This window comes from Crocosphaera watsonii WH 8501 (assembly GCF_000167195.1).
Taxonomy (GTDB): Bacteria; Cyanobacteriota; Cyanobacteriia; order Cyanobacteriales; family Microcystaceae; genus Crocosphaera; species Crocosphaera watsonii.
Genome location: NZ_AADV02000026.1, coordinates 20,078 through 32,362 on the forward strand (window position 1 = coordinate 20,078; position 12,285 = coordinate 32,362).

General features: G+C 37.0%; 17 protein-coding genes and 1 pseudogene. 14 read left to right on the forward strand and 4 right to left on the reverse strand.

Annotation, left to right across the window (positions count from 1 at the left end; genetic code table 11):
• Positions 1-254: 254 nt before the first annotated feature.
• Entirely contained in the window at positions 255-476 is a 222-nt protein-coding gene (locus tag CWATDRAFT_RS15345; protein ID WP_042711605.1) for a DUF5615 family PIN-like protein, read from the reverse strand.
• A 15-nt stretch (positions 477-491) separates the two neighbouring features.
• The gene (locus tag CWATDRAFT_RS15350) at positions 492-734 is read right to left on the reverse strand and encodes a DUF433 domain-containing protein (protein WP_007311079.1); all 243 of its coding nucleotides are present in this window, start codon (positions 732-734) and stop codon (positions 492-494) included.
• 445 nt (positions 735-1,179) lie between these two features.
• On the opposite strand from CWATDRAFT_RS15350, the gene CWATDRAFT_RS15355 reads away from it, so the two are divergent.
• The 10 genes from CWATDRAFT_RS15355 to CWATDRAFT_RS15400 all read left to right on the forward strand — a co-directional run bounded on the left by CWATDRAFT_RS15355 (position 1,180) and on the right by CWATDRAFT_RS15400 (position 8,096).
• The gene (locus CWATDRAFT_RS15355; protein WP_007305865.1) at positions 1,180-1,752 is read left to right on the forward strand and encodes a PEP-CTERM sorting domain-containing protein; all 573 of its coding nucleotides are present in this window, start codon (positions 1,180-1,182) and stop codon (positions 1,750-1,752) included.
• A 150-nt stretch (positions 1,753-1,902) separates the two neighbouring features.
• The gene (locus tag CWATDRAFT_RS15360; protein WP_007305866.1) at positions 1,903-2,106 is read left to right on the forward strand and encodes a type II toxin-antitoxin system HicB family antitoxin; all 204 of its coding nucleotides are present in this window, start codon (positions 1,903-1,905) and stop codon (positions 2,104-2,106) included.
• Positions 2,103-2,309, forward strand: a complete 207-nt coding sequence (locus CWATDRAFT_RS15365; RefSeq protein ID WP_007305867.1) for a type II toxin-antitoxin system HicA family toxin — start codon at positions 2,103-2,105, stop codon at positions 2,307-2,309. Before CWATDRAFT_RS15360 ends, CWATDRAFT_RS15365 begins: the two co-directional genes overlap by 4 nt.
• Before the next feature lie 170 nt (positions 2,310-2,479).
• A complete protein-coding gene (gene zwf / locus CWATDRAFT_RS15370; protein ID WP_042711610.1) occupies positions 2,480-4,009 on the forward strand; it encodes a glucose-6-phosphate dehydrogenase in 1,530 nt (509 codons plus the stop codon).
• A 113-nt stretch (positions 4,010-4,122) separates the two neighbouring features.
• A complete protein-coding gene (gene opcA, locus CWATDRAFT_RS15375) occupies positions 4,123-5,493 on the forward strand; it encodes a glucose-6-phosphate dehydrogenase assembly protein OpcA (RefSeq protein WP_007305869.1) in 1,371 nt (456 codons plus the stop codon).
• Between the two features lie 124 nt (positions 5,494-5,617).
• A complete protein-coding gene (locus CWATDRAFT_RS15380) occupies positions 5,618-6,373 on the forward strand; it encodes a GIY-YIG nuclease family protein (protein WP_007305870.1) in 756 nt (251 codons plus the stop codon).
• 627 nt (positions 6,374-7,000) lie between these two features.
• Entirely contained in the window at positions 7,001-7,222 is a 222-nt protein-coding gene (locus tag CWATDRAFT_RS15385) for an addiction module protein (protein ID WP_007305871.1), read from the forward strand.
• On the forward strand, positions 7,222-7,401 hold the full coding sequence (locus tag CWATDRAFT_RS15390; protein WP_007305872.1) for a hypothetical protein: 180 nt from the start codon (positions 7,222-7,224) through the stop codon (positions 7,399-7,401). The genes CWATDRAFT_RS15385 and CWATDRAFT_RS15390 overlap by 1 nt, the downstream gene beginning before the upstream one ends.
• 327 nt (positions 7,402-7,728) lie before the next feature.
• Complete coding sequence (locus tag CWATDRAFT_RS15395) at positions 7,729-7,917, forward strand: DUF6888 family protein (RefSeq protein ID WP_007311654.1); 189 nt, start codon at positions 7,729-7,731, stop codon at positions 7,915-7,917.
• Positions 7,914-8,096, forward strand: coding sequence for a DUF6887 family protein (locus CWATDRAFT_RS15400; RefSeq protein WP_007311653.1), 183 nt, complete (start codon positions 7,914-7,916; stop codon positions 8,094-8,096). Before CWATDRAFT_RS15395 ends, CWATDRAFT_RS15400 begins: the two co-directional genes overlap by 4 nt.
• A 142-nt stretch (positions 8,097-8,238) precedes the next feature.
• Here CWATDRAFT_RS15400 and CWATDRAFT_RS38595 read toward each other — a convergent pair whose 3' ends face one another.
• Both CWATDRAFT_RS38595 and CWATDRAFT_RS37280 read right to left on the reverse strand, forming a co-directional pair.
• A complete protein-coding gene (locus tag CWATDRAFT_RS38595) occupies positions 8,239-8,412 on the reverse strand; it encodes a hypothetical protein (RefSeq protein WP_007311652.1) in 174 nt (57 codons plus the stop codon).
• Positions 8,393-8,545 carry a hypothetical protein gene (locus CWATDRAFT_RS37280; RefSeq protein WP_157134092.1) on the reverse strand — a complete coding sequence of 51 codons (153 nt, stop codon included), beginning with the start codon at positions 8,543-8,545 and terminating at the stop codon, positions 8,393-8,395. Before CWATDRAFT_RS37280 ends, CWATDRAFT_RS38595 begins: the two co-directional genes overlap by 20 nt.
• A 178-nt stretch (positions 8,546-8,723) precedes the next feature.
• Here CWATDRAFT_RS37280 and CWATDRAFT_RS15405 point away from each other — a divergent pair, with 178 nt between their 5' ends.
• The 4 genes and pseudogenes from CWATDRAFT_RS15405 to CWATDRAFT_RS15420 form a co-directional block, all read left to right on the forward strand.
• Positions 8,724-9,770, forward strand: coding sequence for a glucokinase (locus tag CWATDRAFT_RS15405; protein WP_007305873.1), 1,047 nt, complete (start codon positions 8,724-8,726; stop codon positions 9,768-9,770).
• 29 nt (positions 9,771-9,799) lie between these two features.
• On the forward strand, positions 9,800-10,912 hold the full coding sequence (gene proB / locus CWATDRAFT_RS15410; RefSeq protein WP_007305874.1) for a glutamate 5-kinase: 1,113 nt from the start codon (positions 9,800-9,802) through the stop codon (positions 10,910-10,912).
• Between the two features lie 19 nt (positions 10,913-10,931).
• Positions 10,932-11,597, forward strand: coding sequence for a bifunctional 4-hydroxy-2-oxoglutarate aldolase/2-dehydro-3-deoxy-phosphogluconate aldolase (locus CWATDRAFT_RS15415; protein ID WP_007305875.1), 666 nt, complete (start codon positions 10,932-10,934; stop codon positions 11,595-11,597).
• Positions 11,598-11,914: 317 nt separating this feature from the next.
• Positions 11,915-12,252 (forward strand): annotated as a pseudogene (locus tag CWATDRAFT_RS15420) (ISAzo13-like element transposase-related protein); the annotation flags it as partial.
• Positions 12,253-12,285: the final 33 nt, after the last annotated feature.

Below are 12,285 nucleotides of genomic sequence, written 5' to 3' on the forward strand. Positions count from 1 at the left end.
AATTAAAAAAGAAAGGGTTAGCAATGGAGATTGATATTGTTGCGATTATTAATGATATCAATTTTAAATCAAGTGCCTGGTAATTATGGGTTTAAAATTTTTTAGTAGATGTAAGAGTTTTTGAAAAATTAACGTCTACGAATCCTAAATTTAGTTTTTGTCGCAATGATAATTGACCCATTTTCCAGTTCTTTAATATACAATTTTAAAACTTCGTTGAGTAAAACAAGTCTTTCCTGACGGGGTAGGTTCTCTCAACGTAAAACACCAAAATGTTTTTTATTTTTTTGCCAGATAAGCTGTTCAAAATCTTTATCAGTGGTGATAATAACTCGTTTTTCTCTAACTACCCATTGTAAAATATTTTCATCTGAAATTTCAGGATCAATATCAGTAACAAGAGCGACATCATGACCTTGAGAAATTAAGACATTTCCAAGGTTTCTACTAGCATTAACATCAATTAGAAAATCCATAAACTTCAACAGGTATTAATTAGCAACTCTTTCGATAATTTCCTCTTGAGAAACAAGAGAATAAGCATAAAAACAAGCTGCTTGAATATCAAGAGGTTCTAATTCTGGATAATCTTCTAAAATTTCCTCAGTGGTTGCCCCTTTTCCTAACAATTCTAAAATCATTTCTACTGAAATTCTTAATCCCAGAATTACGGGTTTACCCCTTAAAGTTTTTGGGTTAAAAGTAATACGATTTAGTAATTCTTGTTGATTCATAATACTCATGATAATTGAATGGATTAAAATCAATAGGATTCAGCTATTTTAGGCTTCTTAATTTTAACAAGAAACACAAAAGTAGTGAAGGGACAACTGTTCTAAAAAGTTTCAGAAAAAATAATAAATTAATGAGAATACTTGACAAAAATAGCGGGGGGTAGAATGCAGATATTTTACCCGCATTTCTCACAAACTGATCAGTAATCAGCTAGAGGTTAGATGTGGCTTATTTTTCAAGCGATCGCTTAAAATGGCACACTGTTATTTTTTACTCGCCCCTCAAATCAAGGTTAAACTCGGACTACATAATGGTTTGAAGTTTAGCGATCGCAGAATTTGTGAGAAATGCGGGTTTAGTTTTTAAAATGACGAGTTAAGAAGGTTTTTGGCTTTTTAAGTCAGATATAACTGAAATATTGCACTTTATTAATATTAAAATTAAATGCTTAAAAAACTAGCTTTTCTCGGTTTATTTTCCGCCATTTCTGCCTTATCTGCTAATTATGCTGCTCAAGCTGCGGTTTTCAATATCAATTCTCTCGATTTTGGTGATGGATTTGTCGCTTCTGGTACCATTACCACAGACGATACCATTGGTTCTCTGACTTCAGCCAACCTAACCAATTGGGATATTACCGTAACTGATGGTGTAGGAGGTAGCGGATTCAATTTCACCGAAACCAATAGTGGTGCCTTTATTCAAGGCCTGTCAACCGATGGAACTCAATTAACTGTTCTTTTTCCTAATGGAGTTTTACAGTTTCAAACACCAGTTAACCCCTTCTTAAGTGATTTTGTCTTAAGTCTAGCCCGTTTCGATTTCGGAAGAAACCGAGCTGCATACATCAATAGAATTGACGTTATAGATGTAGATATCGATCCCTTGGCTTCTTCTTCTCCCTATATTATCGGGGAATTAGCAGAAACAACAACAACTCCTGAACCTGGTAGTATTTTTGCTTTATTAGGGTTAGGTTTAGGTTTTGTAGCTGCAAAAGGTAAAAAACAAGCTTAATTAATGATTTTTTTAACAATTAAATTGGTGTGTAGGAGTTAACGGTGGTTGACCCTTTTTTTAGTTTATATTGCTATCTTTTTTTAATTGATCTAAACTAGGTTTAATAAGATTCCTCGTTTCTCGGAATGAAAATTAAGGATACAAGCTATGCAAATTAAAGCTATTATTCATCCAGCAGAAGAGGGAGGATATTGGGCAGAAGTTCCTGCTCTCCCTGGTTGTATTACAGAAGGGGATAGTATGGAAGAAGTGATCAATAATCTTCAGGATGCTATACAAGGATGGTTAGAAGTTGCTAATGAAAGCAAAATCGTTGATGAAAAGTCACAAGTGATTGAAATTGCAATATGAAGTCTATTTCAGGTAAAAAACTTTGTAAAATTGTTGAGAAAAAAGGCTGGACTCTCAAAAAAATTACCGGAAGTCATCACATTTATGAAAAAACTGATGAAAACAAAATACTTTCTATTCCTGTTCATCGTAATCAAAACTTAAAAATAGGAACCTTAAAATCAATTATGAAAATCGCCAATTTGACAGACAATGATTTATAGTTCCCTTGCGCTTTTTACTAATTGTAGCTTAAAGAGCAATCACCTTTTCTAACAAGAGCAATCATTATCAATTTTCCATTGACGAAAGCTTAATTTTGTGTAATGACTTACCTTCTCCCCATAAAGTTCTCGGTAAACTAGAGACTATTGAAGGAGCCAAAAAGAAGCCTATGGTAACGCTGTTAGAAAACCCATTCCGCGTTGGACTGCGCCAAGAAAGAACCCCAGAACCCTTAATACTCGTAATTTTTGGAGCATCTGGTGACCTTACCCAACGCAAACTCGTTCCCGCCCTCTACAAGATGAAACAGGAACGTAGACTGCCCCCAGAATTAACCGTGGTTGGGGTTGCCCGTAGAGATTGGAGCCACGACTATTTTAGAGAAAAAATGCGGGAGGGCATCGAAGAATTCTCCGACGGCATTAAAAATGAAGAATTATGGAATGATTTTGCCGAAGGATTGTACTATTGCTCCGGCAATATGGACGATACTGAAAGTTATCAAAAATTAAAAGCCTTTTTAGAAGAATTAGACGGGAAACGAGGCACCAGAGGCAACCGTGTCTTCTATCTTTCCGTTTCTCCTCAGTTTTTCCCCCCAGGTATCAAACAGTTAGGGGCCGCCGGAATGTTGAGCGATCCCCTGAAACACCGGATCGTTATCGAGAAACCCTTTGGGAAAGACCTCAGTTCGGCACAAGTTCTTAACCGTGTTGTCCAGAATGTCTGCAAAGAAGAACAGGTTTATCGTATTGACCACTACTTAGGTAAAGAAACCGTTCAAAACCTGTTAGTGTTCCGCTTTGCCAACGCTATTTTTGAACCCCTCTGGAACCGTCAATTTGTGGATCACGTCCAAATTACGGTAGCGGAAACCGTCGGGGTAGAAGATCGTGCCGGATACTACGACACCTCTGGTGCCTTGCGAGATATGTTGCAAAACCACTTGATGCAGCTATTCTGTTTAACCGCAATGGAACCCCCCAATGCGTTAAATGCCGATAGTATCCGTAACGAAAAAGTTAAGGTATTACAAGCAACCCATCTCTTTGACGTTCATAACCTGGAAAAATCTGCTATTCGGGGACAATATAAAGCAGGATGGATGAAAGGAAAACCCGTCCCAGGCTATTTAGAAGAACCCGGTGTCGGAGAAAACTCCTCTACTCCTACTTATGTAGCCATGAAACTGATGGTAGATAACTGGCGGTGGAAAGGGGTTCCTTTCTACCTGAGAACAGGAAAACGTCTACCCAAAAAAGTAACAGAAATTTCTATCCAGTTTAAAGATGTACCCTTACTCATCTTCCAGTCAGCGGCACATCAAACCAACCCTAACGTCCTCAGTATGAGGATACAACCCAACGAAGGTATTGCCCTCAAGTTTGAAGCGAAAATGCCAGGATCTGAACTAAGAACCCGTTCCGTGGAAATGGACTTTAGCTACGGTTCTTCCTTTGGTATGGCTAGTGCTGACGCTTATCACCGTCTCTTATTAGATGCCATGTTAGGGGATCAAACCCTATTTACCCGCGCCGATGAAGTAGAAGAAGCTTGGCGTGTAGTTACTCCTGTGTTATCTGCCTGGAATGGACCGGCCGAACCCTATAGCGTCCCCCAATACGAAGCTGGAACCTGGGAACCCACCGAGGCGGAATTTTTAATGAACCGTGATGGCCGTCGTTGGAGACGTTTATAAAATCTGTAGGGACATCATATACGCCTGTAGGGGTTAACGGCGGTTAACCCCTACAAACAAGATTAACCCCTACAAAAACTTCTCTAAATAGTCCTTATAACTCCCAAACCATTATGACTACCCAAACCCCTCCCTTAGTCTCACTGCAAGACCCGAAAGATGTCTCTATTGATGTCATTGAAGCAGAATTAAGCAGTATTTGGCAAAGTTACAGCGATAGTGACGATGGGATCGTTGCTACTCGTGCCACTTCTTTTACTTTCATTGTCTATGAACCCGAACCCACTCAACACCTATTGGCAGCATTAGGCTTTTATACAGGCCCCGTTGATGGTATCGCTGGACCCCGTACCACTGCCGCCATTAAATCGGCACAAAAAGCCTATAAGATGGAGGTAACAGGGAAATCTAACCAAGAATTTATCCATAAACTCCAAACCGAGTTTGAACAGGCAAAAGTCAACGGGCAACTCAACGAAGAACAAAAGGTGGCCGCTGGTTCCTATACCCCTGACTTAGAAGGTACCGGTTTAGCTGATAGTATCGCTGCCTCTAACCCCTGTCGCATCATTACCCTTTGTCCCACCGTTGGGGAAGATGAAGGGGTCAAAGCACAAGTTTCTGCCTATTGTCCCATCAATAAACGCAGTCAAAATACCTTGGTTTGTTGTGAATATATCACCCTCACAGGAACTGCGGCAGCTTTGGAAAGAGTTGGGGGTATTATTTCAGAATTAACCATTAGTGGCCTACCTACTTTTGTTTGGTGGAAAGCTAGTCCCGAACCTGAATATGGACTATTTAAACGGTTAGCCTCCCAAGGAGACACTTTAGTAGTGGACTCTAGTACCTTTAGTGAACCCGAAGGACAGTTAGTGCAACTAGGGCAGATGTTAGAGCAGAATATCCCCTTAGCTGACTTAAACTGGGGAAGACTTAGCCCTTGGCAGGAATTAACGGCTGCTGCTTTTGATCCTCCAGAACGTCGTAATGCGGTGTTAGAGATCGACCGTGTTACTATCGATTATGAAAAGGGCAATGCAACCCAAGCGTTGATGTTCTTAGGATGGTTGGCCAGTCGTCTGCAATGGAAACCGGTTGCTTATGAACAGGAAGGAGGGGACTATGATATTACTCGGGTTAAGTTCCTCAATAATGAACAAAAGACCATCGAAGCTGAACTTGCAGGGGTTCCTGTAGCTGACTGGGGTGACGTTTTAGGGGACTTAATTAGCCTTAAGTTGAGTTCTACTAATCTTCAAGCTGACTGTTGTACGGTGTTATGTTCCGGTACAACTGGGTGTATGCGCATGGAAGCATCTGGAGGGGCCCAAGCTTGTCGCATTGAACAAGTCACCTCTTTAGCTGATCAACAAACGGATCAATTGATCCAGAAACAGTTACAACGGTGGGGTACTGATGCTTTGTATGAAGAGAGTATCGACGTTACTATGGGAATTCTTAAGTTAGCACAGAATAACTAACTAGAATTTCATGATTTTTAAGGACGAGTTTTAGGGTGATATTTGCCTTAAAACTCGTTTAAAATATGGTATAATATGAAGATATAAAATCTAGTTTTTATTAAAAAAGTAAAGGAGTAAGTGATTGAATAGTATTTGTTGCTCGGTATGTAATGAACCAATTGAAAATAATCAAGGAACTTATCGGATTAAAGGAACCGGAGTTATTTTTGCAAGAGGATTAGATGTTAGTACAATATTGTATGCACATTGGGGAGAATGTGGAAAAATTTTAGACAAATATCTTGATCAATTTCCTCCAGAACAGCAGGGAGATGAGTGGTTTTGTGGTCATCTACCATTTCGTCTTCAACCTGATGAAGAAACAACTAATTTAGATGAATTTATTTATGTTTTAAAATCAGGAAAACATTATAAAATAGGTATTACAAAGGATGTAAAAAAAAGAATGGGAGAGCTTAAAACAGGTGATCCTATTAAACATTTATTTGTTTGTTCTTCCTTTTTTGAAAATGCAGGTAAATTTGAAAAGCGTTTACATGAAGCTTTTAATGATTATCGAGGACAAGGTGAATGGTTTGAATTACCAGCCGAAAAACTTGAAGAACTAATTAACATTTTAGAAAATGGAGATTTTATGGATAAAGTTTTACCATTAGATAATGTAGTTTACTATCATCCAGGTACTCGTGTATTATGGCGTAATCGGCCTGGTATTGTACATAGTTTAGTTATTAAGACTTATAAATATCAGGTTGGCTATAACATATTACTGGATACCCAAAGTTCTACGGATGAACCCAAAGTATTGAATTCGAGTTATGGTGAATTAGTTTTAGAAGATTCTGGAATACCAAGTCAAGAGGGTTATGAAGTTTAACCTTCACCTGTTGACAAATCAAGTAGTATTAAGATTTTTACGCTAAAGGAATTGCTGGAATTATCTGATAAATGAAATCATCTTTTCTTTTAGTGTGATCGCCTTTCTTGTTTGGTGCATTACACTACCGTTAATGCACCAAATTTTTACTAATTAATTGATAAGTTTAAGGGTGGATTACGTTTCTCTAATCCACCCTACATTTTCCTGATGAATCAGTGGGTTGGGTTTAACAGTGTTAAACCCCTACGATGGTTTGTTGTAGGGGTTTAATAATATTATGCCCTCGGGTTTGATGGGAATGAGTGCGATCGCCGCTCTTGTAGGTTGGGTTAAGGGACGAAACCCAACAATCATAACTTTTTTGTCTATTTAATGAATAAGCAATGAATAGCGATCGCCTTTTTTGTAGGGTGCATTAACGTTAGTGTAATGCACCACACTTTTACTAATTAATGAATAAATTTAATGGTGGATTACGTTTCTCTAATCCACCCTACATTTTATCTGATTAATCAGTGGGTTGGGTTTAACCGTGTTAAACCCCTACGGTTGTTTGCTGTAGAGGTATAATACTATATAATTAGATTATGAGATTCATCTAAACACAGATAATTACCTAAAACAATGAATATTACAGAAACTCTAAATAAAATTAACGCTTTAAACATTGAAGATAGAATTTTTCTTGTTCAAGCAATTTGGGATAGTATTGCAGCAGAACAAGTTTATCCTGACTTAAACGAAGAACAAAAAAAAGAACTGGATTCCCGTATTAATGATTCTGAATCTAATCCTGATAATGTATTAACATGGGAAGAAATTAAAACCTCAATTACCAGAAAATAATGGATTATGTTTTAGTATTTCGCCCAGAAATTCGTGACGAATTAGATGAAGCTTATAATTGGTACGAACAACAAAAAGTAGGTCTTGGTGATGAATTTATTGACTGTATCGATGAGTTGCTGGATCGTATTTGTTTAATGCCACAATCTTATCCCACTGTATATCGTGATGTCCGATGAGCAATTATTAAACGTTTCCCCTATGCTATTTATTATCGATTGGGATCGAGTCGGATAATTGTAACAGCAATTTTTCACAGTCACCGAAATCCCAAATCCTGGCAAAGACGAACTTAATCTAGTGCGATCGCCTTTTTTGTAGGGTGCTATAACGGTAGTGTAATGCACCAAATCTTGACTAATTAATTAATAAATTTAATGGTGGATTACGTTTCTCTAATGCACCCTACATCCATTCAATATAAATCTTTATGTTAAACTTTAAATAATCAAATGTAACCCACCATGAGCTATTATTAAGTATAAGTTTCATAAATTAGGAATATTATGAATCCAACTGATAGACAAGCGCAGGGATTATATCGGTTATGTTATCGTCTAACTAATGCTATTTATCCTGAATGGAAATATCGAACTATAGAATTAGTAAGAATAGATGAAAGAACAGGAAATTTGTATGTATTGGCTGGAGAATTAGACTTTGAAATCAAACAAACAGGAGGATATGAACCATGAATTCAATTGACTATAATGCTTTAAGCTTAAATGAACTCCGACAATATGTCCTAACCCATCGAGAAGATACCAAGGCGTTTTATACTTATATTGATCGCTCAAAAAGTGAAGGAAAAATGATTACTGTTGATTTAGAGGACAATCATTGGGAAGAGAAAATTACACAAAGCGATCGCTGATATTGTAGGGTGCATTAACAGTAGTGTAATGCACCAAATTTTGACTAATTAATTGATAAGTTTTATGGTGGATTACGTTTCTCTAATCCACGCTACATTTTATCTCAATAATCCTATTATATCCTTTTTTTTGATAACTTTTTTAAGTATTTAGAGATTCCCACCATATTCTTAAATCACTTTCATCAATATTTTCTTTAAAATATTTGATTTGTTCTGAATGGCTAAGATTTTTAATTTCTGTCGCTATTTTCTCTTGACTAGATTGTTTAAAATCTAAACAGTTAAAACCTTTTTTAATCGTTGTTCGTTTCATCAATACTCACCTCCAAAGGAGAAATAATAGTTAAAATACCATAACCATGAAGAAGATTAATTTGATTATAACCTTTGATCTTACTGCGATCGCCTTTTTTGTTTGGTGCATTAACGTTAGTGTAATGCACCAAACTTTTACTAACTAATTAATAAATTTAATGGTGTATTATGTTTCTCTAATCCACCCTACACCCCATGAAGTATAAATCTTTGTGTTAGACTATAAATCATCGATAGATAACAATTATTTTACAGAACAACCCATTTTGATTACACTAAGAACAGAAGCAGATAGAGGTTAAATTAAGTATGTCTATATTACTCGCTGGCGATATTGGCGGAACTAAAACTATTTTACGTTTAGTTAGTTCCGAGAATTCTAAAAATAGTGAAAGTTTACCTCAACAAACCACCTTATATGAAAACTCCTATCCCAGTCAAGACTACGATGATCTCGTTCCCATTGTTCAAGAATTTTATCAAGAAGCTAAGCAGGAATTAAAAGAAGAAATTTCTGTAAAAAATGCTTGTTTTGGTATCGCTGGTCCCGTAGTTAATAATACCTCAAAATTAACAAATTTAAACTGGCCAGAATTGACAGGCGATCGCCTAGAGAAAAAACTATCTCTAGAAAGAGTTAATCTAATCAATGATTTTGCTGCTATTGGTTACGGTATTCTAGGGTTAAAACCAGATGATTTACATACCTTACAAGGAGCAGAAGCAAAACCCAATACTCCTATAGGTGTGTTGGGTGCAGGGACTGGTTTAGGGGAATGCTTTTTAACTCCTTCAGAAAGTGGTAATTATAGTGTCTTCTCTACTGAGGGATCCCATGGAGACTTTGCCCCACGAAGCGAATTAGAATTTGAATTATTAACCTATATTCGAGATAAATATAGTTTATCCAGAGTTTCCATAGAAAGGATCGTGTCTGGAATGGGAATTAGTGCAATTTATCAATTTTTACGCCATAAGTATCCTGAAAAAGAATCCGATAAATTAAAGAAAATTTTTCAAATTTGGGAAAATGAAAAAAATATTGATCTCTCTGCTGAAGTATCTAAAGCAGCTTTAGAAAATAGGGATAGTTTATGTCAACAAACAATGGAAATATTTATTTCAGCTTACGGCGCAGAAGCAGGTAATTTAGCTTTAAAATTGTTACCTTATAATGGTTTATACATAGCAGGAGGAATTGCAGCTAAAATACTACCATTAATGCAAACAGGAACCTTTATGGAATCTTTTCAAGCTAAAGGACGTATGAGTTCACTATTAACTGAAATCCCCGTTAATATTATCTTAAATCCTAAAGTTGGTTTAATTGGGGCTGCTTTAAGGGCTGCAAAATAACACTTTTAATTACCTGTTTTTCTGAAGTTATGAACCCCTCCCAAACGATTGTTGTCAAAGTTGGTACCTCTAGTCTTGCTCAACCAGAGACAGGAAAATTAGCTTTATCTACTATAGCTGCTTTGGTGGAAACTTTAACCGAATTACGACAATTCGGCTATCATGTTGTCTTAGTTTCCTCTGGTGCTGTGGGAGTGGGTTGTAGTCGTTTAAAATTAACAGAAAAACCCAAAAAAATAGTCATAAAACAAGCTATTGCTGCCGTGGGACAAGGTAGATTAATTAGAGTTTATGATGACCTTTTTACAGCTTTAAATCAACCCATTGCCCAAGTTTTATTAACCCGTCGAGAATTAATGGAACGGAGTTGTTATGTTAATGCTAAAAATACCTTTGATGCTCTGTTTGAATTAGGGGTTATTCCTATTGTTAATGAAAATGATACTGTTGCTATTGAAGAGTTGAAATTTGGAGATAATGATACCCTTTCTGCTTTAGTTGCTAGTTTAATTAATGCTGATTGGTTGTTTATTTTAACCGATGTTGATCGACTTTATTCTGCTGATCCTCGCACCTTTCCAGATGCTAAACCTATCAAAGTTGTTAATAGTTTAGAATTAGATAAATTAGAAATTAAAGCAGGAGGAAAAGGATCTCAATGGGGTACAGGAGGGATGTCAACCAAGCTAACAGCAGCAAGACTGGCAACATCCGCAGGTATTACTACAGTTATAACCCACGGAAAAAAGCCAGGAAACTTATTAAAAATTATTAAAGGTGAAGATATTGGCACTAAATTTGAGGCACAATTAAATAATGATAATGCCCGCAAACGTTGGATCTATTATGGATTATTACCCAGAGGAAAATTATATCTTGATCGGGGGGCAGTTAAAGCCATTTCTCAAAAAGGAAAATCTCTGTTACCAGCAGGAATAATTAAAGTTGAAGGTGAGTTTGATTCTTTAGAGGCAGTGCAATTATACAATGAAAGTGGTCAAGAAATTGGGAGAGGAATTGTTAATTATAATCAGGAAGAAATTGATAAAATAAAAGGCAATCACTCGGATAAAATACCTGAATTATTAGGTTGTCATGGAGCAGAAACCATTGTCCATCGAGATAATTTAGTTATTAATTGAAATCAATCAAGGTAAAATCATGGAAGCAAATAAAACATTAAACTCTTCACAATCTTGGCGAAAATTATTAACCAAAAATCCTGCGATCGCAGTCATTCGCACCGATAATATCGAACAAGGTATTAACATGGCCAAAGCAGTAGCAGCAGGGGGAATGAATATAATAGAAATTACTTGGAATAGTCACAACCCTGGTGAGATTATTCAACAATTAAAACAAGATTTACCTGAGTGTACCATTGGCACCGGTACCATTTTAACCCTAGAAGAATTAAAAGAAGCGATCGCCTCCGGTATCCAATTCTGTTTAACCCCCCATGTTAATCAAACTCTGATCAAAACAGCTATTAACCATGATATTCCCATCATTCCTGGTGCTTTATCCCCCACAGAAATTATCACCGCTTGGCAAGCAGGAGCCAGTTGTGTTAAAGTCTTCCCAGTACAGGCTATTGGTGGTATTGCCTATATCAAAGGCTTACAAGGTCCCCTGGGTTCCATTCCTTTGATTCCCACAGGAGGGGTTACTTTAGATAATGCAGCCTATTTTATAGAGGCCGGGGCGATCGCAGTAGGATTATCTAGTCAACTATTTCCCCGTCATGCCTTAGATGATCAAAAATGGGATACAATCACAGCACAGGCTCAACTTTTGATGGAGCGTCTTTCAAAATTTCAGCAATAAAAATTCCTACGAATTAAACTCGTAGGCAAATACTCTAGATTCGTGAAGTACCCCAACTTGCTTCGCTGAAGTTGGGGCTTCCCAACGACAACTTAGGTGATTTCCGAGAAAGCTTTTCCCATAGGGGGTAATCGCTTGGACTAAAGGCTTTCAAGAAATAAAAGGAACAGAGAGTTAGCGGATCTTGGTACACAACTTTAAAATTTCATAATTGGCTTGTCTGAAAAAACAGAAGAAATAGATTAAAATGAAGAGGTAAAAAGATTAGAGAGAGTAAATTGAAGCTAAAACAGACAAATCATCCCTTAACCCCGTCGATGGTCGATGATTTACGTTTAGCAGCCTCAAAAATGACGGGAGCAGAGCGTCGTTCATTTCAAGCTGAAATGTGTCTCAAGTATTGTGGAGGAAGTGCCAGACAAACCGAAATCTTGTTTGGTTGGGGGAGAAAAAATGTTCAACTTGGATTACATGAAAAACGAACTGAGATAGTGTGTTTAGGATTACAATCAGTCAATAGTGGATGTAAAAAATGGGAGGAAAGATACCCAATAGTTGCCCAATCATTGAAAGAAATAGCCGAAGCTCACGCACAACAAAACCCCACATTTAATAACCCCATTGCCTATACAAGATAACGGCGGCTGAAGCCATTAACAATAAGAATTAGGATAGTACGACTGACGTA